At 69.9% G+C, this 25,591-nt stretch carries 25 protein-coding genes; 21 read left to right on the top strand and 4 right to left on the bottom strand.

Going from position 1 to position 25,591, the window contains the following annotated elements; genetic code table 11:
- The first annotated feature begins 367 nt into the window (after nucleotides 1-367).
- The 8 genes from AC36XV_RS00885 (at nucleotide 368) to ispG (ending at nucleotide 8,170) form a co-directional block, all read left to right on the top strand.
- The gene (locus tag AC36XV_RS00885; RefSeq protein WP_492201798.1) at nucleotides 368-1,003 is read left to right on the top strand and encodes a class I SAM-dependent methyltransferase; all 636 of its coding nucleotides are present in this window, start codon (nucleotides 368-370) and stop codon (nucleotides 1,001-1,003) included.
- 124 nt (nucleotides 1,004-1,127) lie between these two features.
- Nucleotides 1,128-2,609: a HAMP domain-containing protein gene (locus tag AC36XV_RS00880; protein ID WP_492201797.1), complete on the top strand. Its 1,482-nt coding sequence runs from the start codon at nucleotides 1,128-1,130 to the stop codon at nucleotides 2,607-2,609.
- A gap of 52 nt (nucleotides 2,610-2,661) precedes the next feature.
- Nucleotides 2,662-3,642 carry a calcium/sodium antiporter gene (locus AC36XV_RS00875; RefSeq protein WP_492201796.1) on the top strand — a complete coding sequence of 327 codons (981 nt, stop codon included), beginning with the start codon at nucleotides 2,662-2,664 and terminating at the stop codon, nucleotides 3,640-3,642.
- Between the two features lie 10 nt (nucleotides 3,643-3,652).
- Nucleotides 3,653-4,807 (top strand): pyridoxal phosphate-dependent aminotransferase, encoded by a 1,155-nt coding sequence (locus tag AC36XV_RS00870; RefSeq protein WP_492201795.1) that lies wholly within the window; start codon nucleotides 3,653-3,655, stop codon nucleotides 4,805-4,807.
- Nucleotides 4,804-5,643 carry an HD domain-containing protein gene (locus AC36XV_RS00865; protein ID WP_492201794.1) on the top strand — a complete coding sequence of 280 codons (840 nt, stop codon included), beginning with the start codon at nucleotides 4,804-4,806 and terminating at the stop codon, nucleotides 5,641-5,643. The genes AC36XV_RS00870 and AC36XV_RS00865 overlap by 4 nt, the downstream gene beginning before the upstream one ends.
- Nucleotides 5,644-5,657: 14 nt before the next feature.
- Nucleotides 5,658-6,143, top strand: a complete 486-nt coding sequence (locus AC36XV_RS00860; RefSeq protein WP_492201793.1) for a DinB family protein — start codon at nucleotides 5,658-5,660, stop codon at nucleotides 6,141-6,143.
- Nucleotides 6,144-6,483: 340 nt separating this feature from the next.
- Nucleotides 6,484-6,693 (top strand): hypothetical protein, encoded by a 210-nt coding sequence (locus tag AC36XV_RS00855; RefSeq protein WP_492201792.1) that lies wholly within the window; start codon nucleotides 6,484-6,486, stop codon nucleotides 6,691-6,693.
- A gap of 217 nt (nucleotides 6,694-6,910) precedes the next feature.
- Nucleotides 6,911-8,170, top strand: a complete 1,260-nt coding sequence (gene ispG, locus AC36XV_RS00850; protein WP_492201791.1) for a flavodoxin-dependent (E)-4-hydroxy-3-methylbut-2-enyl-diphosphate synthase — start codon at nucleotides 6,911-6,913, stop codon at nucleotides 8,168-8,170.
- 21 nt (nucleotides 8,171-8,191) lie between these two features.
- Here ispG and AC36XV_RS00845 read toward each other — a convergent pair whose 3' ends face one another.
- The 4 genes from AC36XV_RS00845 to AC36XV_RS00830 form a co-directional block, all read right to left on the bottom strand.
- Entirely contained in the window at nucleotides 8,192-9,061 is an 870-nt protein-coding gene (locus tag AC36XV_RS00845) for an MBL fold metallo-hydrolase (RefSeq protein ID WP_492201790.1), read from the bottom strand.
- Entirely contained in the window at nucleotides 9,058-9,936 is an 879-nt protein-coding gene (locus AC36XV_RS00840; protein ID WP_492201789.1) for an aminotransferase class IV, read from the bottom strand. Before AC36XV_RS00840 ends, AC36XV_RS00845 begins: the two co-directional genes overlap by 4 nt.
- 165 nt (nucleotides 9,937-10,101) lie before the next feature.
- Entirely contained in the window at nucleotides 10,102-10,299 is a 198-nt protein-coding gene (gene rpsU / locus AC36XV_RS00835; RefSeq protein ID WP_492201788.1) for a 30S ribosomal protein S21, read from the bottom strand.
- Nucleotides 10,300-10,455: 156 nt separating this feature from the next.
- Nucleotides 10,456-10,884, bottom strand: coding sequence for a cold-shock protein (locus AC36XV_RS00830; protein ID WP_492201787.1), 429 nt, complete (start codon nucleotides 10,882-10,884; stop codon nucleotides 10,456-10,458).
- Between the two features lie 457 nt (nucleotides 10,885-11,341).
- Here AC36XV_RS00830 and AC36XV_RS00825 point away from each other — a divergent pair, with 457 nt between their 5' ends.
- From AC36XV_RS00825 to AC36XV_RS00765, 13 genes are all read left to right on the top strand, one after another.
- Entirely contained in the window at nucleotides 11,342-11,683 is a 342-nt protein-coding gene (locus AC36XV_RS00825) for a hypothetical protein (protein ID WP_492201786.1), read from the top strand.
- Nucleotides 11,684-11,803: 120 nt separating this feature from the next.
- On the top strand, nucleotides 11,804-13,270 hold the full coding sequence (pyk, locus tag AC36XV_RS00820; protein WP_492201785.1) for a pyruvate kinase: 1,467 nt from the start codon (nucleotides 11,804-11,806) through the stop codon (nucleotides 13,268-13,270).
- 5 nt (nucleotides 13,271-13,275) lie between these two features.
- A complete protein-coding gene (locus tag AC36XV_RS00815) occupies nucleotides 13,276-14,052 on the top strand; it encodes an MBL fold metallo-hydrolase (protein WP_492201784.1) in 777 nt (258 codons plus the stop codon).
- 45 nt (nucleotides 14,053-14,097) lie between these two features.
- Nucleotides 14,098-15,897 carry a translation elongation factor 4 gene (lepA, locus tag AC36XV_RS00810; protein ID WP_492201783.1) on the top strand — a complete coding sequence of 600 codons (1,800 nt, stop codon included), beginning with the start codon at nucleotides 14,098-14,100 and terminating at the stop codon, nucleotides 15,895-15,897.
- Entirely contained in the window at nucleotides 15,890-16,933 is a 1,044-nt protein-coding gene (locus AC36XV_RS00805) for a glycosyltransferase family 9 protein (protein WP_492201782.1), read from the top strand. The genes lepA and AC36XV_RS00805 overlap by 8 nt, the downstream gene beginning before the upstream one ends.
- On the top strand, nucleotides 16,926-17,915 hold the full coding sequence (locus tag AC36XV_RS00800) for an ROK family protein (RefSeq protein WP_492201781.1): 990 nt from the start codon (nucleotides 16,926-16,928) through the stop codon (nucleotides 17,913-17,915). The genes AC36XV_RS00805 and AC36XV_RS00800 overlap by 8 nt, the downstream gene beginning before the upstream one ends.
- 2 nt (nucleotides 17,916-17,917) lie before the next feature.
- On the top strand, nucleotides 17,918-18,853 hold the full coding sequence (locus AC36XV_RS00795) for a carbohydrate kinase family protein (protein WP_492201780.1): 936 nt from the start codon (nucleotides 17,918-17,920) through the stop codon (nucleotides 18,851-18,853).
- Nucleotides 18,854-18,863: 10 nt separating this feature from the next.
- Nucleotides 18,864-19,769 (top strand): ATP-binding protein, encoded by a 906-nt coding sequence (locus AC36XV_RS00790; protein ID WP_492201779.1) that lies wholly within the window; start codon nucleotides 18,864-18,866, stop codon nucleotides 19,767-19,769.
- On the top strand, nucleotides 19,766-20,410 hold the full coding sequence (locus tag AC36XV_RS00785; protein WP_492201778.1) for a hypothetical protein: 645 nt from the start codon (nucleotides 19,766-19,768) through the stop codon (nucleotides 20,408-20,410). Before AC36XV_RS00790 ends, AC36XV_RS00785 begins: the two co-directional genes overlap by 4 nt.
- Nucleotides 20,407-22,887 carry a penicillin acylase family protein gene (locus AC36XV_RS00780; RefSeq protein ID WP_492201777.1) on the top strand — a complete coding sequence of 827 codons (2,481 nt, stop codon included), beginning with the start codon at nucleotides 20,407-20,409 and terminating at the stop codon, nucleotides 22,885-22,887. Before AC36XV_RS00785 ends, AC36XV_RS00780 begins: the two co-directional genes overlap by 4 nt.
- On the top strand, nucleotides 22,884-23,903 hold the full coding sequence (locus AC36XV_RS00775; RefSeq protein ID WP_492201776.1) for a YpdA family putative bacillithiol disulfide reductase: 1,020 nt from the start codon (nucleotides 22,884-22,886) through the stop codon (nucleotides 23,901-23,903). Before AC36XV_RS00780 ends, AC36XV_RS00775 begins: the two co-directional genes overlap by 4 nt.
- Before the next feature lie 83 nt (nucleotides 23,904-23,986).
- On the top strand, nucleotides 23,987-24,256 hold the full coding sequence (locus tag AC36XV_RS00770) for a NifU family protein (protein WP_492201775.1): 270 nt from the start codon (nucleotides 23,987-23,989) through the stop codon (nucleotides 24,254-24,256).
- Between the two features lie 80 nt (nucleotides 24,257-24,336).
- Entirely contained in the window at nucleotides 24,337-25,542 is a 1,206-nt protein-coding gene (locus tag AC36XV_RS00765) for an Mrp/NBP35 family ATP-binding protein (RefSeq protein ID WP_492201774.1), read from the top strand.
- Nucleotides 25,543-25,591 lie beyond the last annotated feature (49 nt).

Genomic DNA, 25,591 nt, shown 5'->3' with positions numbered 1-25,591 from the left:
CGCTGGAAGAAGAACCGCAGCTTCGTCTCCGCCTGCCGCGCGTTCATGCCGTGAAGATCGAGAGTCTCCACCGGCGACTCCACGAGCAGGAGCGCGATGCCCGAGAGCTCCGGCGCGGCGGAATCCACCCGCCCGCTATCTTTTCTCCTCTTCTTCCGCTTCTTCTTCCGAGCCATGTGGCCAACTTCGGCGCCCGCTCTCCGGCGCGCCACTGACGGCTCGACCCAACCGCCGCCCCTGCCGCCGCTGAACCGCCAGACACGACACTCGGAGCGCCGTCGCGGAACCGCCCGTCGAGCTGCCCTCCGCCGGCCCCCGGGGCCGCCGCGACTCGCCCTGCCCCCGCCTCTTGTCCCATACTCCGACCATGAACGGTCACCCGTGCCACCCGATCCGCGGGCGCCTCAACGCCTGGTTCCTCGCTGCCGCCGACGAGGTCATGCACCGGGAGTACGGGGACAGGAAGCGCCGCATCTTCGGCGACATCCCGGACACGGTGGTCGAGCTCGGGCCCGGCTCGGGGGCGAACTTCCGCTACTATCCGAGAGGCACCCGGGTGATCGCGGTCGAGCCGAACCCGGCCATGCACCGGCGGATGTACGCGCAGGCCCGGCGGCACGGCATCGAGATCGACCTGCGACACGCCGGCGCCGAGGGCATGGAGGTCGAGACCGGGAGCGCGGATCTCGTGGTGTCGACCCTCGTCCTGTGCACGGTCCGAGACCCCGCGCAGGCCGTGGCCGAGGTGAAGAGGGTGCTCGGGCCCGGCGGACGGTTCGCCTTCCTGGAGCACGTGGCGGCGCCGCCCGGGACCCGGATCCGCAAGGTGCAGGACACGCTTCGTCGCCCGTGGGCGTGGCTCGGCGAGGGTTGTCAGCTGAACCGCGACACCGCCGCGACGATCGAGGCGGCCGGGTTCGATCGCCTCGAGCTCGAGCGCTTCGACGCGCACGGCAACACGCCCGTCCGGCCCCACATCTCGGGCTTCGCGATCGGAGCGTAGGCACTCCTGACCCAACCGGACGTCCCGGCCGGCGACGCGGCGACCTCAGACGGTGCGGGATCGCCATGGGCCCGCCCGGCTCCGAAAACTGGCCTGAGTCGGACCGATCGCCTATCGTCGGGACGTGGACATCCGAACCAAGCTGGTCTTCGTTCTCGCCGCAGTGACGCTCGGCAGCATGCTGGCGTTCGGCGCCTTCATGTACCGTATGGCGACCGGGATGATCAGCGAGGGGACGGAGGAGCAGCTCGAGGGCCTCGCCGAGTCCGGGGCGGATGCGCTCACCAGCATCGTGGCCGGGTGGCAGGAGCGCGTGCTGCTCGTCTCCAGCCGCACGCAGCTTCGCCTCAGCCTCGCCGAATACGAGCGGGCCGGAGACGAGGCCTCTCTGGCGCGGATCCGCGTGATCCTGGGCGATGCCACGGATGCGGTGCGGAGCGTGACCGGCCTCGCGGTCTACGACCGTCGCGGGCAGCTCCTCTTGCAGGTGGGGGACGAGTTTCCCGCCGAAGACGTGCCTCCGAAGTCGCTTCCGGCGCGCGCCACGGCATCGAGGCCCTCCGAGGTGCTCCCGCTTGGCGTGCTGTTCGACGGCGAAGGCGCCCGGGTGCGATACGTCACTCCGCTCGAGCTGGAAGGGCGCCGGGTCGGGTTCCTGTATGCCCTGATCAGCGCGCACCGCCTGGTCGATCTCACCGGCGACTACACGGGTCTCGGAGAGAGCGGCGAGCTGCTGATCGTCGTTCCGGACTCGGCGGGTACCGGCGCCCGCACTCTTCACCCGGTGCGGCAGCCGGGGGACGGTGATCCCGGGGCCGGCCGCAGGCTCACCGGGACCAGCGACCCGGCGGTCCGGGCCCTCGAGGGTGAGGAGGGCGTGTGGACGAGCGGGCTGGTGGACTACCGCGGCGAGGCCGTGTGGGCCGCGACCCGGTACCTGGAGGGCACGGGGTGGGGACTGGTCGTCAAGTTCGATGCGGATGAGAAGGCAGCGAAGATTCGCAACTTCCGTGAAGAGATGGTGGCTCTGGCGCTTTCCCTGGCCGGGATCTGCGTCTTCGTGGCGTTCATCCTCGGGTTCCGCTTCGCGACGCCGATCCACGACCTCGCCGGGGTCGCCAACCGGATCGGCGAGGGGGACCTGGACGCCCGTGCGGAGGTGAAGCGCGAAGACGAGATCGGCCTGCTCGCGCGCACCTTCAACCAGATGGCGGACGAGCTCGAGGTTCGGGTCGAGGAGCTGCACGAGTTCCAGAAGTTCTTCGAGCTGTCGCTCAACCTCCTGTGCATCGCGGGCACCGACGGCTACTTCAAGCGCGTGAACCCGGCGTTCGAGAGGGCGCTCGGGTGGGGTGAGGACCGGCTGCTCGGAAGCCCGTTTCTCGATCTCGTTCACCCGGAGGACAGGGACGCCACGCAGGCCGAGATCGACAAGCTCGCCCAGGGCATTCCCACCATCAACTTCGTCAATCGGTTCGAGTGCGCGGACGGGTCGTTCAAGTGGTTGCGGTGGACCTCTCACCCGGAGCCCGAGTCCGGCCTCCTGTACGCGATCGCGCACGAGATCGACCCGGCCGAGATCGAGTCGGTGCAGGACCCGGGATGAGTCCGGGTGAGCGGGCGGACGTGGACCGGGCCGAGTTCGGGTTGAAGCGCTGATGGACCCGGTCCTGTTCATCCACCTGCTCGGTGGGCTCGTGTACCTGCTCTCCGGCGGCGACCTGCTCGTGCGGGGCGCGGTGGCGCTGGCCCGCCGCTTTCACGTCTCCCCGATGGTGATCGCGCTCACGGTGGTGGCGTTCGGCACCTCTCTGCCGGAGCTGGTCGTGGTGCTGCAGGCGGCGCTCACCGGCTATCCGGGGCTGGTCCTCGGCAACGTGGTGGGGAGCAACACGGCGAACGTCCTCCTGGTGATGGGAGCCGGGGCCGTCGTGTACCCGCTGGTGTACGGGGAACGGTCGGTGCGGCGCGACAGCGTGTTCATGATCGCGGCCACGGTGGCGCTGATCGGCCTGAGCACGACCGGTGCGCTCACGCGGCTCGACGGCATCATCCTGCTCGGAGCCCTCGTCGCGGTGAACGCGCTCACGGCGCGGGAGGCGGCGAAGGCCTACCGGGAGTCTGTCCTCAAGCCGCCCCTCGAGTGGGTGCTCGGCCTGCCGAGTCAGCTCCGGACGACGCTCCTGTTCATCGTGCTCGGCGCCATCTTTCTTCCCCTCGGAGCGAACCTGGTGGTGAACGCGTCGGTGGACATCGCCGAACACCTCGGGGTGAGCGACACGATCGTCGGGCTCACCGTGCTGGCGATCGGCACTTCGCTGCCCGAGCTGGCCACCACGGTCACCGCGGCCCTTCAGAAGCACACCGAGGTGGCGATCGGCACGGTGATCGGCAGCAACATCTTCAACATCCTGGCGATCATGGGAGTAGGCGCCGTGGTGAGCCCGTTCCCGATCGAAGTTCCCGGGGGCATGCTGAGCCTCGATTACCCGGTGATGCTTGGCTCCGCCCTGCTGCTCAGCGTGTTCGTGTGGCTGCGCCGCCCCCTGGGGCGCACGGCCGGGATCCTCTTCCTACTCGCGTACGTGGCCTACCTGGCATTCCTCGGAACGCGGACGTTCGCGATCGCCTACGGATGAGGTCCGGCTGATGCACACCGCTCGGCGCACGCACCGGTTCACGGAGTCCGTCATCCGGGAGATGACCCGGGTCGCCATGGAGCACGGCGCGATCAACCTGGCCCAGGGCTTCCCCGATTTTCCGGCGCCGGAGCTGCTCAAGGAGGCTGCGGCGCGGGCGATTCACGCCGACCTCAACCAGTACGCGATCACCTGGGGATCGAAGCGGCTTCGCGACGCGATCGCCGTGAAGTACTACGACTGGTACGGGATGGACGTGAGCGCCGAGACCGAGGTGACCGTCACCTGCGGGGCCACCGAGGCGATGGTGTCCACGCTGCTCGCCATCGTGGACCCGGGCGAGGAAGTGATCGTCTTCGAGCCCTTCTACGAGAACTACGACCGCGACGCGATTCTCTGCGATGCGAAGCCCGTGTACGTGCCGATGCGGGGCCGGGAGGAGCTGGACCTGGATCGCCTCGCCGCTGCCTTCTCGGACCGGACCCGCGCGATCGTGGTCAACACGCCGAACAATCCGACCGGCCGGGTCGCATCGCGGCGGGACCTCGAGGGGATCGCCGAGCTGTGTCGCCGTCATGACGCCTACGCGGTCACGGACGAGATCTACGAGCACATCTACTACGAGGGCGAGCACGTTCCGATCGCCACGCTGCCGGGGATGCGGGAGCGGACGATCACGGTGAGCGGGGCCTCGAAGACCTTCGCCGTGACGGGCTGGCGCGTCGGAACGATTGTCGCCCCGCCCGAGGTGACCGGAGCGATCCGGAAGGTGCACGACTTCCTCACCGTGGGGGCACCGGCGCCGCTCCAGGAGGCGGTCGCCATCGCCATGGAGACGCTCGGCCCGGACTACTACACGGACATGGCCCTCCGGTACCGGGCCCGGCGCGACCTCCTCGTCTCGGGGCTGAAGGAGTGCGGGTTCCGGTGCGACCCGCCCGAGGGTTCATACTACGTTATGGCCGAATTCAGCGAGCTCAGCAACCGGCCGGACGACGAGTTCGCCGTGTGGCTCACCGCCGAGCGCGGCGTGGCCGCGGTTCCCGGGTCGAGCTTCTTCGTGGATCCGGGAGATGGGAGGAAGTTCGTGCGCTTCGCCTTCTGCAAGACGGAGTCGCTGCTCGCCGAGGCGGTGGAACGGCTAAGGGGAGGATCGGACCGATGAACGAACCTGCGAACGGGGTGCACGAACCGGGGCCCGACTCGACCGACCGCTTCGCCGACCGACTCCGCATCCGCGTTCCGGCTCGCCACAACGAGCGGCTGTCGAGCCTGATCGATCGGGTGAACGGGAGCGACGAGCTCTACGCGCTGTGGGTGGCCCAGAACGTCAACGCGGTGGACCGGCTCCGGATCTCGGACCACGGTCCGGTGCACGTGCAGATCGTCGCCAACTCGGCCCTGCGCCTCCTCCGGTTGCTGCTCGACGCCGGAGCGGAGCCAGCCGTTTGCCGCGACTACGGCCTCGACCCGAAGGACGCCGAGGTCGTCGTGGTCCTGGCGGCGCTGCTCCACGACGTCGGGATGTCGATCCATCGCGAGAGCCACGAGACGTTCTCGCTCTTCGTCGCCCAGCCGCTGCTCCGCGAGTTGCTGGCGGAGACGTACGAAGAGGCGATCGCCACGATCCTTCGCTCGGAGGTGCTGCACGCCATTATCGCGCACCGATCGGGAGGCACTCCGCTGACTCTCGAGGCCGGCGTGCTCCGCGTGGCCGATGCGCTGGACATGGAGCAGGGCCGATCCCGCATTCCATTCGACGCGGGGTCCACCTCGATCCATGCCGTCTCGGCCGCCTCGATCGCCAACGTCCACATCGAGAAGGGCGGCGACACGGCGGTTCGCATCCGGGTGGAGATGACGAACTCCGCCGGAGTGTACCAGGTGGACAAGCTCCTTCGCGACAAGCTCCTCGGATCGGGTCTCGAGCCGTATCTTTCGGTGGAGGCCCACATCGAGGGCGAGACCGAGAAGCGGATCGTGCAGAGCTTCCGCCTGTGACCGAAGGAGGCCCGATGGACCCTCGCCTGCAACCCGTTCGATCGATCCTGGACTTCAACGCCGGCCTGTTCGTCCGCGCGCTGGAGGGGGTGGACGCCCACCTCGGGGAGCGCCGACCGAACGATCATACGAACAGCCTGTCCTTCATCGCCTGCCACGTGCTGGACGCCCGCTTCCACCTCCTCAAGATGGCGGGCCACCCGCGGACCAATCCGTGGCAGGCCCTGTTCGACGCGACCACCGACATCGGCACCATGAAGGAGTACCCGCCCCTGTACGAGCTCCTGGCGGAGTGGGAGGAGCTGCACGAGGCGACGCGGACGCACCTGGCCGAGCTCACTCCGGCCGAGCTGGACGAGCCGGCGCCCGTGGAGCTCCCGACCGACGACCGGTCCGTGCTCGGGTGCATCACCTTCCTCGCAGCCCACGAGTCGTATCACGTCGGCCAGATGGGCTTGGTCCGGAAGTATCTCGGTCTCGATCCGGTGGTGAAGCGCTGATCTGCGCGGCCGGTGGGAGACCCCCGCCGGCCGGCTCACCTTCCCGCGCCGAATCGGCTCCTCCCGCCGCCTCGACGAGGACCCCCTCCGGCGGGTTGACCACTACATGTAGTGGTCTTACTTTAAGGATGCCCCAAGATGTTGCGCTTCATGTGGAAAAATCCGCGAATTTCGTGGATTCGGCGTGGATAAAGGCGCTGGCGCTGTGGATAGGCCGGCGTCGCGGAAGGTCGCTGGAAGGCGGCAAGCCGCAGTCGTTCAGGATCTTAGCGGCCCACTCACGGCTCGCGGGTGATTTCGCTCGCGGGCGAGTCGACGCGCAGGATCGAGGAGGACGAACATGCCCAACCTCCACGAGGCCGCGGAAGCAGCCGGCCTGAGGGCCAGAGGCACGACCGGCAAGCATCCGGTGCTCTCTCGACGCTGGATCCGGGAGGCGATCGCGGCCAACCGTTCGGCTTTCGAGCTGGAGATGCGGCGAGAGCGTCGCAGGCTTCTGGACTCGAGGTTCGAGGCTTTCTGGAAGGAGACCAGCGCCCGCCAAGCGTGAGCGAAGACGTTCAGCGAAGCGACGTACCCCGAAATGTAGGTCGGTCCCGCCCCCGCGCGGGCCGACCGGCGGGCGCGACCCCCGGCCAGGCCGGGGGTTTTTCTTTGTCCACGCTTCGGCGGCACGCCCCGGCGGGATGCCGAACCTGCGCGATGCCGCTCCTGCCCGTCCCGCCGCCACTGGAAGGCGGCGCCGCGCCCGGATACCTTGTGCCGCCATGACCACCGGAGAATCACCATTGCCCTGCTCCGTTCCGGAGAACGGTCTCCACCCCCGCCGGCCGACGTGCACGGTTCGCGTGGGCGGAGTCTCCGTGGGAAGTGGCCACCCGGTCGTCGTGCAGTCGATGACCAACACCGACACGGCGGATGTGGAGGCCACCGTCCGCCAGGTGGCCGAGCTCGCCGAGGCGGGAAGCGAGCTGGTCCGGGTCACGGTCAACACCTCTGCGGCCGCCGCCGCGGTCCCGACGATCGTCTCGCGGCTCGAGGGGATGGGCGTTCGGGTACCGATCATCGGCGACTTCCACTTCAACGGCCACATTCTGCTTCCCGGTCATCCCGACTGTGCCGCCGCCCTGGCGAAGTACCGGATCAATCCCGGAAACCTCGGGGCGAAGAAGTGGGATCAGCACTTCGAGACCATCGTCCGGTGCGCGATCGAGAACCGGAAGCCGGTGCGGATCGGGGTGAACTGGGGGTCGCTCGACGCGGCGCTTCTCACCCGGATGATGGACGAGAACGCGAGGCTCGAGGAGCCGGTTCCGGCCGATGCGGTGACGATCGCCGCGGTCGTGGAGAGCGCGATGCGTTCGGCTCGCGTGGCTGAGCAGATCGGTCTGCCGCACGATGCGATCATCCTCAGCGCCAAGGTCTCCGCGGTGCCGGACCTGCTGCGCGTGTACCGATCCCTGGCGCCGCTCTCGGACTACCCGCTCCACCTCGGGCTCACGGAGGCGGGGATGGCGCGGAAGGGCACCGTGGCCAGCGCCGCCGGGATCGGCATCCTGCTGGCGGAGGGGATCGGCGACACGATCCGCGTGTCGCTCACGCCGACGCCGGGAGGCGACCGCAGCGAGGAGGTCCGGGTCGCCCGGCAGCTCCTGCAGTCGCTCGGTCTGAGGAGCTTCGAGCCGCAGGTGACGGCCTGCCCGGGCTGCGGACGCACCACCAGTACCTTCTTCCAGGAGATGGCACAGGACATCGAGGCGTGGCTGCAGCGACGCATGCCCGAGTGGAAGGAGAGCCACCCCGGCGTGGAGGCGCTTTCGGTCGCCGTGATGGGGTGCGTGGTGAACGGCCCGGGCGAGTCCAAGCACGCCGACGTCGGGATCTCGCTGCCGGGCAGCTTCGAGGAGCCGAGCGCCCCCGTCTACGTCGACGGGGAGCATCACGCCACCCTGCGCGGCGAGGACATCGTGCCCCGGTTCCTCGCCATCCTCGAGGACTACGTGGATCGACGCTTCGGCGCCTCCTGACCCGTCAGGATCTCGAGGCCGTCAGACTTCGAACCGTTCCTCGCTGCCACAACGATTCCGGTGGATCTCTCCCGTCGCGGCGAGGTGACGCAGCGCCGCCAGCGTCTCCCTCAGCAGCAGCTCCCGCGCTCCCTCGCCCGGCAGGGTCCCGTACGTCCGGGACAGCGCCTCCTGTGGCGTACGGGCGCCGGATCTCACGGCGGCCGCGGTCCGGTCGAGCTGCCGCACGAGTCGGCTGCGCTCCCGTTTCAGCCACGCGGCCGGTCGGTCGATGGCCCCGGTGTGGCTGGTGAGGATGAGCTTCGGGTCCAGGTCGGCGACCCGGTCCAGGCTCTCCAGGTACTCGCCGAGGGAGTCCTCGGACGCATCCGCCACGCGAAGCGGCGTCTTGAGGCCGAGAAGAAACTGGTCGCCCGCCAGGAGCACCCCGGTCTCCGCGTTCCACAGGAGCAGGTGTCCCGGGGCATGACCGCCCGCCCGAAGCCATTCCCACCCGTGCACGGGCCGTAGCGGGCCGCCTTCCCCGGAGAGCGTCTCGATCCGGGTACCGTCCGGTACCAGATGATCCGCCCTCAGCGCACTCTCCGCGTCCTCGTGCGCGATCACGACCGGGGGGCCAAGCGACGCGAGTCCGCCGGAATGGTCCCGGTGCGCGTGGCTGAGGACCACCCCTTCCGGCGGCCCTCCGGCGGGAAGGCGCAGATCGAGAGCACGGCGGAGGCCCGCCGCTGACTCCCCGGTTCCGGCCCCGGTGTCCACGAGCCACGGCGGCCCGGACGACTCGAGGAGAAAGACGGCCACCGCGCCGGGAGGCCACGGGGAGGGGACCACGGCCCGCGCGCACCCCGGCGCCACATCCTGGAAGCCTTCGGGGCGGAGCACGGTGCTCACGGCCAACCGACCGCCACGCCGTTCGAATCCCGGTGTCGCTCGACCGCCTCCCGGAGCGTCTCGAGCTCCCCGGGCCACGGGCGGGCGTCTCCGTCGAGCTCGGCCACCGGCTCCACGCCGCGAACGGCGTTGGTGAGAAAGAGGCCCGGTGCCGTCCGCAGCGTCTCCGGATCGAAAGCTCCTTCTTCGACCCGCCAGCCGAGCTCGCGCGCGACCCGGATCGTCACGGCCCGGGTCACGCCGGGGTAGATCGGAAGGTCGGTCGATGGCGTGAAAAGCGCTCCATCCGCCGTCCAGAACAGGTTGGCCGCCGAGGCCTCGAGCACGGCGCCACCCTTCGTCCGGATGCCCTCGAGCACTCCGCGCCGCCCGGCCGCGGCGGCGCACAGGACGTGGGGAAGGGCGCTGCAGCTCTTCACGGCCGGAAGGGGAGAGACGTGGGACTCGGTTTCCGGGAGCCGCACGGCCGTCAGGACCCGCGGCTCGGGGATGGGGAGAAGCTCCACGAGCTCCCACGACGTCGCGCTTCCCCGGGCGTATCCGCGACCGCCTGCCCCGGCGCACAACTGGATGCGTGCGACCGCATCCGTGCCCGGCCCGGCCCCCAGCCGCCTCAGCACGGCGCACACGGCGACCGGAGTGCGGACGGCCTCGGGCACCCGGAGACCGACCGCGGCGGCCGACGCGGTGAGCTGCGAGATCTGGGCCGGGGCGTCGAGCAGCCGGCCGCGCCGCACGGCCAGAGTAGAGAACACGCCGTCGCCGTACCGGAAGGACCTCTCATCGGGTGTCGGGCGAACCCGGTGCGCCGGGAGGACCTCCCCCCGCGCCCAGCAAAGCGACGTGTCCGGGTCGGGGCCCGCCGCGTCTCTCATGGACGCGGCCCCGCCGCGAGCGCACCTGGCGCATGCGTCGAAGGACACGGTGATGGAGACATTCGCGGGCCGATCAGGACCGACGCGGAGGAAGCTGTTTGGGAGGAGCGGATGCGGGGGGCGTGCGGCCGAAGTGCGCCGACGCCCCGCGCTTCTCGGGAGGAACTACCGCCGGGCCCGGCGCCTGGCGCTTCGCACACGCCGCCGCTCGGCGGCCTTCGCCTTCCGCCGCTTGGCTTCGCTGGGCTTCTCGTACCGGCGCTTGCGTCTCATGTCTGCCAGGATGCCGGCACGCTGGACTTTGCGGCGGAACTGCCGGAGCGCCTTTTCGAGGTTCTGGCCCTCCGTGATATGAATCTCCAACGGTCTGTCCCCCTTCGACAATGCACGATGCCCGCCGGCTGCGGCGGGCGCTTGCTCTCAAGCCCTTAAAGATAGCACCTGCAGGGGGGCGATCTCAAGCCCGCGGCGACCGACCGGCCGCCGGGCCCGGAGGTGGCGCGGTAGCCGAAGGGGGCTTCAGCCTCCGAAGCCGGGAAAGCGCTTGCCCAGGCGATCCCGGATGTGCTGCGCGAGGGACTTCCTGCCCTCGGACGCGTCGGGCTCCCCGGAGGTCGCCTGCGCTTCCGGTTCGCGGCGGGTCCGTCGCTGCTTCGTCGCCGCCTTCGCCGCCTCATTCCCCTTGCCTCCGTCTTCGCCGGGGTCCTTCGGCCGCGCGCGCGGAGCGGGCTCACCGTCCGGGCCCAGCGGCACCAGGTTGCGAGCCTTCGGCCCGCGATCGGACTCGAAGACTTCGAACTCCACCGTCTCGCCGTTCTTCAGGGCCGCGTAGCCCTCGACATCGATGTCCGTGTGGTGCACGAAGATCTCGCCGCCCTCGTCGCGACGGATGAATCCGTACCCCTTGTCGGTGGAAAACCACTTCACGGTGCCTTTTTCGCGTGCCATCGGGTCACTCCGCAATCATCGTTCGTCCGGCCGAGCTGCCGCGCCCCGGGATGCCGGGTCCGCATCTCGAAGATGGGAAACCGCTTCGCCGGATACAAGCGTGCCTCTACGCCTGGCCCGACCTCCCGGCGGCCCGGAAAAACTTGACCACAACATCTAGCGGCGATACTTTCGGGCAACACCAGATGTTGTGGCTTCGGGGTTTCCTCGGGTCTCCATCCGGTGGTCCTCGGTACGGCCGGCGCCCGGCGGGCAGCCGTGCAATATGATCGGCCCGTCAGTTGCGCTTCGCCCTCGGGCGGGGGCGCCGAGCCGTAACCGTAGGCGCGGGTTCTCCCGCACAGCCATTCACGGCAAGACGGCGGCTCGAGCCGCCTGGATCATAGAGACGCACACGTTTCATGCCCCACGCCTCCGGCCCACGCGGAGGCGCCGACCGTGACAAGGAGCAGGTGCTATGGCTGTAGCGATGCCGGATCTTCTCTGCATTGCCGGCGACGGGTCCTTCGAGGTGGACGGTAAGGCCTATCACATTCCCGATCATTTTTCCCCGCGGGAAGTGTTCAGCTATCGTCGTCTCCTCGAGCCCATTCCGGACATTCCCGGCGGGACCAACCTCTCGATCGAGCAGAGAGAGAAGCAGAAGACGTACTTCTTCCGGCGCGCCGCCGCCTGCATCATCCCGGGACTGGAACCGAGCGCCCTGGAGAGCGTACCCTTCCGCGGCCTGCTGACCCTGCACCGCTGGCTTCTGGATCACCGGCCCGAACTGTCGATGGACGCGGCCGTACAGGCCTGACGCAGAGCACGAGGTGGCCCGGCTCCGTGTGCGCGGGGTCGGGCCTTTTTTTGTCGATGAACGCCGGGAGCGATCCCGGCGTTATCTTGTCCGGAGCCGGCCCGGTGTACGGGATCCGGGATGTCGGCCCCAGATCATGAGACGGAGGCATCGTACGACGTGATTCGGCGCGCCAAGATCATCTGCACGATCGGACCGGCTTCGCGGGAGCCGGAGACGTTCCGCCGCCTGGTGGATGCGGGGATGGACGCCGTCCGCGTCAACTTCTCGCACAGCTCTCACGAAGACGCCGCCGCGACCATCCGGCTGGCCCGCGAGGTCTCCCGGGACGTGGGCCGGCCGCTCGCCGTGCTGGCCGACCTGCAGGGCCCGAAGATCCGGGTCGGCGTGCTGCCCGAGCCGCTCGAGATCGAGAAGGGCGGGTCCTACGAGTTCGAGGCCCTGCACGACGCCGACGGCGGCGCTTCGGCGGGAGCGATCCCGATCACCTATCCCGACCTCCTCGGAGAGCTGGAGGCCGGAGACCGGCTCCTGTTCGACGACGGCCGGATCGCGTTCGCCGTCGAGCACAAGGAAGAGAACCGGGTGACGGCGCGGGCCCTCACGGACGGCACGCTACGGTCCCGGAAGGGCCTCAACCTCCCCGGCAAGGCGGAAGCGGTGCCGAGCCTCACCGACAAGGACCGGGCCGATCTGGCCTTCGCCCTCGATCAGGAGGTCGACTACGTGGCGCTCAGCTTCGTGCGCCGGGCCGCCGAGGTCGCGGAGCTGAAGGACATCGTGGCGGGCCGCGCCCTCGTCGTCTCCAAGATCGAGAAGGAACAGGCCGTCCGGAACCTGGTCGAGATCGGGTCCCTGTCGGACGGCGTGATGGTGGCCCGGGGCGACCTCGGGGTGGAGCTCGATTACGAGGAGGTCCCGATCGTGCAGAAGCGGCTCCTGCGGCTGAGCCGCGAGTCGATCTCGATCGGGATCACGGCCACGCAGATGCTCGAGTCGATGACCTACTCGCCGCGCGCCACCCGGGCCGAGGTGTCGGACGTGGCCAACGCGCTTCTCGACGGTACGGACGTGGTGATGCTGTCGGGCGAGACGGCGATGGGGGAGTACCCGGTGGAGGCCGTGGAGACGATGGACCGGGTGATCCGGAGGATCGAGAGCGAGACCGGCTTCCTCGATGATCCGTCCGACTTCGGGGTGCTGACCACCCACTCTTCCGTGCACCGTACCGTGCCCGGGGCGATCGCCGGGGCGGCCGTGGAGGCCACGCACCGACTGGGGGCGCCGTTCCTCATCACCCTGACCACGAGCGGTTTCACGGCGCGCCTGATCGCCGCGCAGCGGCCGAAGGTGCCCATCCTCGCCGTCACGGACAACGAGCGCACCTACCGGCAGCTGGCCCTCGCGTGGGGCGTGGTGCCGATCCACCATGACGAGGCGGTCTCCTACGACAGCATGCTCGGCCGGGCCCGCCGGTGGGCCTTCGACCGGGGGCTCGCCGAGCCGGGCCGCGAATGCGTGGTGACCGCGGGCATGCCGTTCCACGAGCCCGGCACCACGAACTACATGCGGGTGGAGACGCTCTGAGGCCGATGAGACTCACCTTCCTCGGAACGGGCACGTCGTTCGGGATCCCGGTTCCGGGCTGCCGGTGCGACGTGTGCACCTCCCCGGACCCCAGGAACTCGCGCACCCGGCACGGCCTTCTGCTCGACGAGGGGGGGCGGCGACTCCTGGTCGACACGCCGCCGGAGCTCCGGCTCCAGCTGGTGGCGGCAGGCGTGGACAGCCTCGATGGGGTCTTCATCACGCACGCACACGCGGACCACGTCCACGGTATCGACGACCTGCGAGCGTTCAGCACCCGGGGGGGATATCGGCTGCCGGTCTACGTACCGGCCGAGTACGAGGAAGAGCTGCGTACGCGCTTCGCCTACTTCTGGGGTCCGGACGCACGCAGCACCCCGGGAACCACCGTTCCGGGACTCGACCTGGTGACCTTCGAGGACGGAGAGCGCCTCGACGCGGCGGGGTTCGACCTGGACGTGGTGGCCTTTCCCCACGGCTGGTTCCGGAGCTACGGCTTTCGCGTCGGCGACCTGGCGGTGGTGGTGGATGCGAAGGAGATCCCCGAGAGCGCCATCGAACGCCTTCGAGGCGTCCGCGTCCTCGTCATCAACGCCCTGTGGTTCGGTCATCCGCACCCCACCCACTTCAACGTGGAAGAGGCGCTGCAGGCCGCCGAGCTCCTGCGGGCCGGGACGACGTACCTGACGCACCTGACCCACCGGCTCGATCACGCCGACCTGGAATCGCGGCTGCCGCCGAACGTGCATCCGGCCTGGGACGGGCTGACGATCGAGGTCTGAGACGCTTATATTCGCGGGCCGCTTGACCCGCTCGAAGAGGAGACCGTGCCGCAGAACCGGATCAGGAACTTCTCCATCATCGCCCACATCGACCACGGCAAGTCGACGCTCGCCGATCGGCTGCTCGAGGTGACGGGCGCGGTGGAAGCCCGCCGCATGAAGGAACAGGTCCTCGACTCGATGGACCTCGAGCGGGAGCGTGGCATCACGATCAAGCTCAACGCCATCCGCCTGCCGTACCGGGCCTCGGATGGCCACGAGTATCAGCTCAACCTGATCGATACCCCCGGTCACGTCGACTTCACGTACGAAGTGAGCCGAAGCCTCGAGGCGTGCGAGGGGGCCGTGCTGGTGATCGACGCGAGCCAGGGCATCGAGGCGCAGACGCTGTCGAACCTGTTCCTCGCCCTGAACGCCGGCCTCGAGATCATCCCCGTCCTCAACAAGATCGATCTCCCCGCGGCGGAGCCGGAGCGGCGTCGCGACGAGATCTGCGATCTGATCGGCGTGGACCCCGAGGATGTCCTCCTCGCGTCCGCCAAGGTGGGGACCGGCGTCACGGAGATCCTCGAGGCCGTGGTCCGGCGCGTGCCTCCTCCCTCCGGCGACCCGGAGGCCCCGCTCCGGGCCCTGATCTTCGACTCCATGTACGACAAGTACCGTGGCGCGGTCCCCCTCCTGCGGGTGGTGGACGGGTCGCTCCGCCCCGGGATGACGATCGGCTTCGGCGCCAGCGACGCGGAGTACGAGGTCGACGAGACGGGCTTCATGAGGCTCGGGTTCCAGCCGGTGGGTGAGCTTCAGGCCGGTGAGGTGGGCTACCTTACGGCGCAGATCAAGCGGATCTCGGACACCCGGGTCGGCGACACGATCTTCGACGCGGAGGACCGGGCCGCGGAGCTCCTGCCCGGCTACCAGGAGGCCAAGCCGGTGGTGTTCGCCGGCCTGTATCCGACCGACACCGACCAGTTCGAGGAACTCCGCGACGCGCTGGCGAAGCTGCAGCTCAGCGACGCCAGCCTTCACTGGGAGCCGGAGACCTCGACGGCCCTCGGCTTCGGCTTCCGGTGCGGCTTTCTCGGGCTCCTGCACATGGAGATCGTACAGGAGCGACTGGAACGGGAGTTCGACCTCGACCTCGTGACCACGATCCCGAACGTGGAGTACCACGTGACGCTCACGAACGGGGAAAAGCTGTCGGTCGAGAACCCGAGCCGCATGCCTGAGCGAGGGCGCATCGAATCCGTCGAGGAGCCGTACGTGCGCGTCCACATCGTCTCGCCCTCGGAGTACATCGGAGGCATCCAGAAGCTGTGTCACGACCGGCGGGGCGAGTACCTGAACCTCGAGTACCTGGACACGGACCGGGTCGAGCTCCGGTACGACATCCCCCTCGCGGAGATCGTGCTCGACTTCTACGACCGCCTGAAGTCGGTGTCCCGGGGGTACGCGGCGCTCGACTACGAGATGGCCGGGTACCGTGAGTCCGACCTGGTGAAGCTGGACATCCTGCTGAACGGAGAGCCCGTCGACGCCCTCAGCGTGATCGTGCACCGGGACGAGGCGTACGAATACGGCCGCAAGATGGCGAGCAAGCTCAAGGAGCTGATCCCGAGGCAGCTGTTCGACGTGGCGATCCAGGCCGCGATCGGCCGGGACGTGATCTCGCGGACGAACGTGAAGGCCCTTCGAAAGAACGTGACCGCGAAGTGTTACGGGGGGGACATCACCCGAAAGCGGAAGCTTCTGGAGAAGCAGAAGGAAGGGAAGCGGCGGATGAAGCAGGTGGGGTCGGTGGAGATCCCGCAGGAGGCCTTCCTCGCGGTGCTCCAGGTCGGTGACTGAGGAGGCCGGCGACCTCGTCGTCCGCGCCCCCAACCACCTGGGCGAGCTGGTGCTTGCCCTGCCGGCCCTCGAGCACGCCGCGGCACGGGAACGCGAGCAGGGCCGCCGGCTCCGGGTGCAGGTGGTGTCGGGGCTCGAGCCGGTCCTCCGGATGGCCGGTCTCGACCTCGAGGTGCTGCCCCTGACCGACCGCCGTGACGTGCGGGGCGGCGCTCGGCAGATCCGGGCCACGGGCGCCGCGCGGGGCGTGCTGCTGACGCCGTCGGCCTCCAGCGCCCTGATGTTCCGGCTCGGGGGTCTGCGGCACCGGCGGGGGACCGCCGGGGGGTGGCGGAGCTGGCTGCTGACCGACCCGGTGCCTCGCGGGCCCCTGCTGGACGGCCACCGGGTGCACGAGTTCCTGGCGCTGGTGGGCGGCGGGACGGCCGGCGAGCCTCCGGTCCCGCGGCTGGTCGCGCCCCCGGGCGACGGACCGTCGACTTCGTCCGCGGTGGGCGGCCCCGGCGCCGTGGCGCTCTTTCCCGGCGCCAACGGCGAGGCACGCCGCTGGCCGGCCGGACGCTTCTCGGCGCTCGCTGGCCGGCTGGCCGGGAGGGGCCGGCGCGTGCTCGTCCTCGGCGGTCCGGGCGAGGAAGACCTGACGGAGGTGGTCGCGGCCGCGGGTGCGGCGCAGGGGGAGTGCGCGGACCTCGGCGGCCGAACGGACCTGCCGGGACTGGCGCGCGTCCTCGCGCACTGCGATGCGCTGGTCACCAACGACACGGGGCCCATGCACCTGGCGGCGGCCCTCGGAACGCCGGTGGTGGCGCTCGAGGGACCGGCGGACGTGCGGCAGACGCGGCCGCTGGGCGCGAGCGTCCGCCTCGTCGGGCGGTTCGACCTGCCGTGCGTGCCGTGCGTGAAGAACCGGTGTCCGCGCTCGGGGCCGGGAACGGAGCTCCCCGAGGCCCGGAAGGAATGCATGTGGCTGATCACGGTGGACGAAGTGGAGCGAACGGTACTCGAACTCCTGGAGGAGGGAGAATCCGGTGAGTGATGGCAGATACATCGTCGGCGTGGATCTCGGCGGCACCTCGATCAACGTGGGCGTGCTTCCGTACGACGGCGGAGAGGTGCTCGGGATGCGCTCGATGCCCACGAACTCGGACCACGGGGCCAAGTTCGTGGTGGATCGCATGGTGGCGATGATCCGGGGCAGCATGGAGGATGCGTCCAGGGAGGCCGGGATCCCCGAGGACGGGATCATCGGCATCGGGCTCGGGTCTCCCGGTCCGCTGGACCGCAAGACCGGGACGGTGATCGAGACGCCGAATCTCGGGTGGAGGAACTTCCCCCTCCGCGACCTGATCTCGAACTCGATCGGCCTGCCCGCCGAGCTGGACAACGACGCCAACTGCGCCACCATCGGAGAGTGGTGGATGGGCGCCGGAAAGGGCACCCGGACCCTGATCGGGGTGACGCTCGGCACCGGCATCGGGGGCGGGATCGTGCTGGACGGGCGGGTGTTCCACGGGGCCGCCGACGTGGCGGGCGAGGTGGGCCACATGACGATCGATTCGACCGGGCGCAAGTGCAAGTGCGGCAACTACGGCTGTCTCGAGGCCTACGCGTCCGGCCCGGCGATCGCCGCCCGGGCGCTCGAGGGGCTCGAGACGGGTGAGAGCAGCCTGCTCCCCTCGCTGGTCGGAGGCGACCTCAGCCGGGTGACGGCCGAGACCGTCTACGAGGCGATCATCGCCGGCGACCTGTACGCCAAGGAAGTGATGCGGGAGACGGCGAAGTTCCTGGGCGCCGGCCTGGCCAACCTCATCAACCTCCTGAACCCCGAGATGGTCGTCATCTCGGGCGGCGTGACCCGGGCGGGCGAGCACCTGTTCGAGCCGCTGCGGGCCCAGATCCGCCGCCGGGCTTTCCGGCACGCCGAGGAGAGCTGCCGCATCGTGAGCAGCGATCTCTCGGGCATGGCTGGCGTCATCGGGGCGGCCTACATGTTCCGTGTCGAGCGGTTCGGAGCCTGAGGGTGCCTCGCCTCGGGGTGGTGGGCACCCTGGTGTGGGACACCATCCACGGCCCGGAGGGGGGGGCGCCGGTGGAAGACTGGGGCGGGATCGCCTATTCGCTGGCGGCCTGGGACGCGGTGGCGCCCGACGGGTGGACCGTGGTGCCGATCGTCCGGGTGGGGGAGGACCTCCGCGAGTCGGCGGACCGGTTCCTGGCCGACCGCGAAGCGCCGCTTTCGGCGGAGCACGTGCGCCCGGTCCCGGAGCCGAACAACCGGGTCAGCCTGTTCTATCACGACCGGTCGCGGCGGTGCGAGAAGCTCACGGGAGGCGTTTCGGGGTGGCCCGCCGACGAATTCGAGCAGGCGGCCCTTTCCTGCGACGCCCTGTACGTGAACTTCATCTCGGGGTGGGAGATCGACCGGGCGGGGGCCGCGGCGCTCGGGCGCCGCTTCGATGGACTTGCGTGGTGCGACGTTCACTCGCTCATTCTGGGAGTGAAATCGGACGGAATCCGGGAGCCCCGCCCACTGGAGGACCGGGAGACGTGGCTCGGGGCGTTCGACTTCGTGCAGGTGAACGAGGATGAGCTGGCCGTTCTCGGACGGGGAGCCACGCGCAGCGAGAAGCTGGCGGACCTGCTCGCCGACGGACCGGAGGCGGTCTTTCTCACCCTCGGGTCCGAGGGCGTCGAATGGGTGACCGCGGCGGGGCGGGCTGGCGGAGAGGTCCCCGCGGCCCTGCCCGTCGAGACGCCGGTCGAGGAGGCCGACCCGACCGGATGCGGGGATGTGTGGGGGATCACCTGCTTCGCGTCGCTCCTCGAAGGGACCGGAGCGGCTGGAGCGGTACGCCGGGCGAACCGGGTGGCGGCCGTCGCCGCTGCGAGCCGCGGGACCCGCGGCCTGGCCCGCCGGCTCACCGAGGCCGCCCGGGCGGCGAACGTGGAAAGGTGAACGCGATCGAATGAGTCGGGTCATCGATGTGCCCGAGGTCCTCGACCACCGGGGATTCGAGGAGCTGGTCCGTGCGCTGGACCAGGCCGTTCGGGACGGCGCGGCCCGCGTCCTGTTCAATGCCAAGCACGTCCGGTGGACCTCGCCGTACGGGCTGATCGGACTCCTGGCGGCCGGGCGGGTGGCACAGGAACGGACCGGCCGTCCGCCCAGCATCGAGGCCCCCGACAACCGGGAGGTGCGCAGCTACTGGGAGCGGATGGACTTCTGGCAGGTGGCGCCCGAGGTGTACGACCTCGAGCCGGTGCCGGCGCGGTCCCATGGTGCGTCCGACGCGCTGCTCGAGATCACGCCGATCCGGTCGCATCACGACGTTCACACGGTGGTCGAGCGGGTGCGCGAGCGAGCGGCGACCATCCTGCTGAACAAGCTGCACTACCCGAGGCCCTCCGTCATCCAGTTCAGCGTCCTCCTGTCGGAGGTGTGCCAGAACATCATCGAGCACGCCGAATCCGAAGGGTGGGTATGCGCCCAGACCTACAAGTACCGGGAGCGGCTCGGCGGACGGGACGTCGTCATGCTCGCCGTCATGGACGTCGGCATCGGCTTCGAGGGCTCCCTCGCCGCGGAGCACTCCCGTCGACACGGCGAGCGCTGGTCGGCCGGGATGGCCCTGGAGCGCGCCCTCCTGCACGGGGAGTCGCGATACCGGGATCCGGGGCGCGGACAGGGGCTCCAGGCGATCCGCCGGCAGGTCGACCGCTGGGAGGGTGAGCTCGCGATTCGCAGCGGAGACGCGATGATCGCCTCCCCCACGCAGGAGTGGGGCGACCTCTCGCCGATGCAGACGGGTCTTGAGATATTCCCCGGGGCGCAGATACTTGTCGTGATGCCCGCACGCGTGGAGACCGAGTGAAGATGGCGAGAGAGGGACATTCGTCGCCCATGCCCGACATAGCCGTGGCCAGCCTGTACCAGCGAAACCTGGTGACCCGCCACACGGGGCGCGCCGTCCGCCTGTCGATCGAGGGGCTGGTGGCGGAGCAGGGCAGCACGTCCCTGACGGTGCTCGATTTCGACGACGTGGCGGTGATCGACTTCAGCTGCGCCGACGAAGTGGTGGCCAAGCTGGTGCTCCGGGCGGTCGACGAGGTGTCGGAGGACTCGGAGCGCTTCTTCGTGTTTCGGGGCGTGGCTCCGCACCACGTCGACCCGATGGACTCGGCGCTCCGCCGACGGGGGCTGGCGGCCGCCGCGGTGGGCCCGGAAGGTCGCCCCTTCCTGATCGGGGAGGTCGACGCGGCGGCGGCCCGCCTGTGGCTGGCCGTGTGTGACGCCGGCGCCGCCTGCCTCGAGGAGCTCGCGCCGCGCGTCGACATGGATCCCGACGACTGCGGCCGCATCCTCGATCGCATGTGTGCGCGCCGTCTGCTGCGGCGCGAAGGCTCGGCCTACCAGTCCCTCTTCCAGACCTTCGCCGAGGCCGGGCGGGAGGACGATGGGCCGGACCGGGGGCCACCGGGGTCCCCGACCGGAACGCTCCCCGGGCGGGAATGAGGCGCTCCCGGACGCTCCGCAGGCTGGCGATCGTCCTGTGCGCCTTCCTGTGCGTGGCGGGCCTCGTCGTCACCATCGGCTGGTTCCGGCTCGCCGCCTCGGCCTCCGGTGAACGGGGCGCGGTCCGCATCCGCGGTCTTCTCCAGCCGGTGGAAGTCGTGTCGGATTCCTTCGGCATCCCGTACGTGAAGGCCGGACCGGCGAGCGACATGCTGCGTGCGCTCGGATACCTCCACGCCACGGACCGCATGTGGCAGATGGAGTTCTTCCGGCGGGTGGCGGCGGGTCGGCTGGCCGAGCTGTTCGGAGAGGACCTCGTCGATACGGACCGCTTTCTCCGTACCCTCGATCTATGGGGCGCCGCCGAGCGAGCCCGATCGAGCCTCGACCCGGACGAGCTGGAGCGGCTGGAGGCCTATTCCGCCGGGGTGAACGCGCGCCTCGACGACGTTCGCAAGCCGCTCGCCCCCGAGTTCGCGCTACTGCGCTTCCGTCCGGAGCCGTGGGACCCCGTCGCCACGCTGGCCGTCGGGATGGTGATGAACCTGGACCTGTCCCACTTCCGTCGGGACCTGTCGCGCTTCTGGGCCGGGCGTCACCTGGAGCCTGGAAAGGCGGCGCTCCTCGCGCTGCCCTATCCGGCCTGGGGCCCCACGATCCTCGATCGTCCGGTGGAGGTGCCCGGCGGAGTCCGGGCGTCGCCTCCGGATGGCGGCGAACCGTCGCCCGGTCCGGAAGACATCGCCCTGAGAGACCCGGTTCCGGGGGCGCCCGCGTGGGAGGCCCTCGACCTTCTCGAGTCCGTGTCGGCGCGATCCGGCTCGAACGCCTGGGTGATCTCGGGCCGACGCACGGCGTCGGGCCGGCCCATCCTCGCCAACGACATGCATCTATCGCTCCGTGCTCCCGCCATCTGGTACCTGGCCGTCCTCCACGCGGATTCGGCGGACTACCACGCCGTCGGCTTCACCCTTCCCGGCGTCCCGGGCGTCGTCGTCGGGCACAACCGCCGCATCGCATGGGGGTTCACGAACGGGATGGTCGATGACATGGACTTCGCCATCGAGACCTCGTCGGAAGACGGAGCGAGGCACCTCGAGGGCGATGCGTGGATCGAGTACGTCGTCCGTCCCGAGACGGTCCTCGTCCGGCACTCCGATCCGGTGGTGGTCCGGGTGCGCGAATCGGTTCGCGGACCCCTGATCAGCGACGCCCTGCCCGGCCTCGACGCGGACCTGTCGGCCGTTTGGGTCTCGGCACGGGGGGAGGCGAGATCGACCGGACTGTGGGACATGAACCGGGCGGGGAGTGCGCTCGAGTTCGATCGTGCGGTGCGGGGGTTCGCACAACCGCACCAGAACGTGGTGTTCGCCTCGGTCGACGGTCGCATCGGGTACCGCCTCGGCGGCAGGATACCGTTGCGTGGCGATTGGAGCGGAGCCGTGCCCGTCGACGCCGACCGGATGGGCGCGGGCTTCCGGGGCACCTGGACCCCGGGCATGCACCCCGCGGGGATGGACCCGCGAGCCGGCTTCATCGTCACGGCCAACAACCTCCAGGCACCGGGGCTCGGCACGGCGATCAGCACGGACTACGCGGCGCCGTTCCGGGCCGAACGCATCCGCGCCGTGCTGGCCGGCCGGTCCGACTGGGACGTCGATGCCGTCTACGCGCTGCAACACGACACCTACAGCCTCCTGGCGGAGCGCTACCTTCCTCTCGCGATCCAGTCGGCCCGCCAGGTCGGACTCGAGGATGCGGCCGTGCGCCTGGAGGCGTGGGACCGCCGGGTCGACGTGGAATCCCTCGGCGCCCCGCTGTTCTACGCGTGGTTCTATCGCCTGCGATCGCTGGTAGCGGGAGACGAGTACGCCGGGTCGCCCGGGTGGGCGTTCTTCCCCATGAAGTCCTTCCTCGCGGTGCTCGAGGAGGGTGACGCGAACCCGTGGGTGGATGACGTGCGAACGCCGGAGCCGGAGACGCTGGCGTCCCTGGCCGAGCGAGCGATGGAAGACGCGGCCGCGGTGGTCGGCGATGCCGCCTGGGGAGAGCTGCATCGCGAGCGGCACGTCCATCCGATGGGACGAAGCGCGTGGATCCAGAGGCTGTTCGGCCTGTCGATCGGCCCGTATCCATCGCCGGGCGGTCCGAACACGGTCCGACCGGACGACTATCGCAAGTGGTCGCGCCTCGATTCCACCTCGTGGTCGCCGCCGTGGCTGAGCGAGTACGGGCCCTCGGAGCGGTTCATCGCCGAGGTCGGGCCCGACGGTCCCGCCGGTCGGTTCCTGATTCCGACCGGGCAGAGCGGGAACGCGTTCAGCCGGCACTACCGCGACCTCAACGAGACGTGGCGCACCGGCGAGCTGATCGAGGTTCCCCTCGATCCGGAAGGGTACCGTCCGAGGGCGGTCGACAAGTTCCGCCTCGTGCCGGTGCGCAGGGGGGGTGCAGACCGCCGCGGAGAGGAAGAATGAAGGAACCGGTGAGGACCCGCCTCCTCGTGATCGGGGCCGGTCCATGTGGCCTGTCGGTGGGGGTCGCCGCGCGCCGCGCCGGCATCGACTGCCTGCTGGTGGACCAGGGTCCGATCGTGAGCGCGATCGAGCGCTATCCGATCGGCATGACCTTCTTCAGCACCGCGGAGCACCTCGAGATCGGGGAGGTTCCCTTCGTCGTCGCGCGGGACAACCCCACGCGCTCCGAGGCGCTCAAGTACTACCGACGCGTCGCCACGCACTTCGAGCTGGACGTGCGCCAGTACGAGACCGTCGAAGCGGCCGGGAGATCGGGAGAGGGCTTCCGCATCCGGACCCGGACGCTGACCGGGGAGGAGCGTGCGTACGAGGCGGGGGCGGTCGTCGTGGCGACCGGCTACTTCGACACCCCCAACCTCCTCGGAGTGCCGGGCGAGGCGCTCCCCAAGGTCACGCACTACTTCCGGGACCCGCACCTCTACTACGATCAGGATGTGGTCGTCGTCGGAGGCGGGAACTCGGCGGTGGAAGCGGCCCTCACCTCCTGGCGAGCCGGAGCGCGCGTGACCCTCGTCCACTTCCTCGGCGGTTTCGATTCCGGAGTGAAGCCCTGGGTGCTTCCGGACATTCGCAACCGGATCGAGGCGGGAGAGATCGAAGCGCTGTGGCGGCACCGGGTAGAGCGCATCGAGCCCGGCCGCGTTCTCGTCCGGCCCGCGGGCCCCGACACCGCCGGGACCGGGCGGTGGCTGGAGAACGATTTCGTGCTCGCCATGACCGGCTTCCGGCCGGACCCGGGGCTCCTCCGCGAGCTCGGGGTGGGCATCGACCCCGACACGGGAATCCCTGCTCACGACCCCGAGAGCATGGAGACGGACGCCGACGGCGTGTACATCGCGGGCGTGCTGGCCGCCGGATTCGACGCCAACAGGATCTTCATCCAGAACGGGCGCGAGCACGGACCCCGGATCGTCCGCCACCTGGCAGGCGCCGCGCTCGAAACCCCGCGTCGTTGACGGTGTTTTAGCCTGAGAATAGCTTCGGCTTGCGATCCGGGATCGGCCCCGCGGGGCCGGCCGAGCCCACACCGAGGGGACCGATGAACGACAGCCGTACCGCCATGCGAGACGTCACGCCGACCGAGCGGATCGAGGAGGTCCTCGATTCGATCCGACCCGCCATCCGGGCGGATGGTGGCGACATCGAGCTGGTGGGCTTTGACGCGCTGGACGGTGTCGTCCGGATCCGCATGGTGGGGGCATGCTACGCCTGTCCGATGTCGATGCTGACCCTGAAGGCCGGGATCGAGCAGCGCCTGCGGATGCAGGTACCGGAGGTGCGGGCGGTCGAGTCGGTCGAGTCCGCCTGACCCCGGGTCCCGCGAATCCGGATCGTTCGACGAGCCTCGCTTTCCACGACCCGAACAGAACGGTATTCCGAGCCATGGATGTGCAGTCCATACGAGATCGTGTCGAAACGGCCCTCCGCAGGGTCCGACCCGCGGCGGGTGAGCCCGACCTCCTTTCGCTGGGCCTCGTCGGTTCGCTGAACGTGACCGAGGAGGGCGGCGTCTCCCTCCTCCTCGGCCTCCGCCCCACCGACGACCCCGGGCTGGCGGACACGGTTCGCCTGGTGCTCTCGGGCATCGAAGGCGTGCGCGACGTGCAGGTTCGAACCGGTGCGGCCGCGTCCGCCCCGCCGGAGGGCACGGTGCCCGCGGCGCCGCGCTCCGGCGAGAAGGGAAAGGCGCGCAAGCCGCTTCCGGTGGTCGGTCCGACGACGGCGGCGGGTGCCGCGGCAGGCGCCGGGAGCCCGCGCCCAGGACAGGTGAGCCGGGAGGAAGCCTCCCGACACCCATCGGAAGCGGAGCCGCTCGACGGCGTGAAGCGGGTGATCGCGGTGAGCTCGGGAAAGGGAGGCGTCGGGAAGTCCACCGTTTCCTCCAATCTGGCCGCTGCGTGGGCGAGCCGCGGCTACCGCGTGGGGCTCCTCGACGCCGACATCTACGGGCCGGACATCCCGACCATGTTCGGCGCCACCGAGCGCCCGAGGGTCCAGGACGACCAGGTGGTGCCCGTCGAGGCGCACGGGGTGAAGCTCATGAGCCTCGGCTTCCTGGTGGACGAGGAGACGCCGGCGATCTGGCGCGGACCGATCATCATGGGGATCGTCCGCCAGTTCCTGCACCAGGTCGTGTGGGGCGAGCTGGACTACCTGGTGGTCGATCTGCCGCCCGGCACGGGGGATGCGCAGCTGTCGCTCGTCCAGCTGGTCAAGGTCGACGGGGCCGTCATGGTCACGACGCCGCAGGACGTCTCCGTGGCGGGCGTGCTGAAGGGCATCCGCATGTTCGAGAGCGTGGATGTGCCGGTGCTGGGCGTGGTGGAGAACATGCGCGGCTTCGTGTGCCCCGACTGCGGCTCCACGCACGACCTGTTCGGTTCCGGAGGTGGCGAAGGCCTCGCCGGATCTCTCGGCCTTCCGTTCCTCGGGGCCGTGCCTCTCGGGCTCGCGGTGCGCCAGGAGGGTGACCGGGGCGTGCCCACGGTGGTGGGGCGTCCGGATTCACCCGAGGGTCGGGCGCTCCGGGAGATCGCGGATGTCGTGGAGTCCCGGGTCGGATCTCCCGCGGACGGGGACGCCCCGGTCTCCTGAGCGCCGGGCCCCGGGTCGATCCCACGGCCGGCTCCGTCCGGCGGGCGGT

This window comes from Candidatus Benthicola sp. (assembly GCF_058719085.1).
This window is presented reverse-complemented; position numbering and strand designations above follow the sequence as displayed.

What these genes read in the sequence shown, in the direction of transcription:
- AC36XV_RS00815 (WP_492201784.1), top strand. Translation starts at nt 13,276, where the DNA reads ATGAGACTCACCTTCCTCGGAACGGGCACGTCGTTCGGGATCCCGGTT.
- AC36XV_RS00840 (WP_492201789.1), bottom strand. Translation starts at nt 9,936, where the DNA reads ATGAGAGACGCGGCGGGCCCCGACCCGGACACGTCGCTTTGCTGGGCG.
- AC36XV_RS00865 (WP_492201794.1), top strand. Translation starts at nt 4,804, where the DNA reads ATGAACGAACCTGCGAACGGGGTGCACGAACCGGGGCCCGACTCGACC.
- AC36XV_RS00825 (WP_492201786.1), top strand. Translation starts at nt 11,342, where the DNA reads ATGGCTGTAGCGATGCCGGATCTTCTCTGCATTGCCGGCGACGGGTCC.
- AC36XV_RS00885 (WP_492201798.1), top strand. Translation starts at nt 368, where the DNA reads ATGAACGGTCACCCGTGCCACCCGATCCGCGGGCGCCTCAACGCCTGG.
- AC36XV_RS00780 (WP_492201777.1), top strand. Translation starts at nt 20,407, where the DNA reads ATGAGGCGCTCCCGGACGCTCCGCAGGCTGGCGATCGTCCTGTGCGCC.
- AC36XV_RS00830 (WP_492201787.1), bottom strand. Translation starts at nt 10,884, where the DNA reads ATGGCACGCGAAAAAGGCACCGTGAAGTGGTTTTCCACCGACAAGGGG.
- AC36XV_RS00870 (WP_492201795.1), top strand. Translation starts at nt 3,653, where the DNA reads ATGCACACCGCTCGGCGCACGCACCGGTTCACGGAGTCCGTCATCCGG.
- ispG (WP_492201791.1), top strand. Translation starts at nt 6,911, where the DNA reads ATGACCACCGGAGAATCACCATTGCCCTGCTCCGTTCCGGAGAACGGT.
- AC36XV_RS00770 (WP_492201775.1), top strand. Translation starts at nt 23,987, where the DNA reads ATGAACGACAGCCGTACCGCCATGCGAGACGTCACGCCGACCGAGCGG.
- AC36XV_RS00855 (WP_492201792.1), top strand. Translation starts at nt 6,484, where the DNA reads ATGCCCAACCTCCACGAGGCCGCGGAAGCAGCCGGCCTGAGGGCCAGA.
- AC36XV_RS00790 (WP_492201779.1), top strand. Translation starts at nt 18,864, where the DNA reads ATGAGTCGGGTCATCGATGTGCCCGAGGTCCTCGACCACCGGGGATTC.
- AC36XV_RS00860 (WP_492201793.1), top strand. Translation starts at nt 5,658, where the DNA reads ATGGACCCTCGCCTGCAACCCGTTCGATCGATCCTGGACTTCAACGCC.
- AC36XV_RS00875 (WP_492201796.1), top strand. Translation starts at nt 2,662, where the DNA reads ATGGACCCGGTCCTGTTCATCCACCTGCTCGGTGGGCTCGTGTACCTG.
- pyk (WP_492201785.1), top strand. Translation starts at nt 11,804, where the DNA reads ATGTCGGCCCCAGATCATGAGACGGAGGCATCGTACGACGTGATTCGG.
- AC36XV_RS00775 (WP_492201776.1), top strand. Translation starts at nt 22,884, where the DNA reads ATGAAGGAACCGGTGAGGACCCGCCTCCTCGTGATCGGGGCCGGTCCA.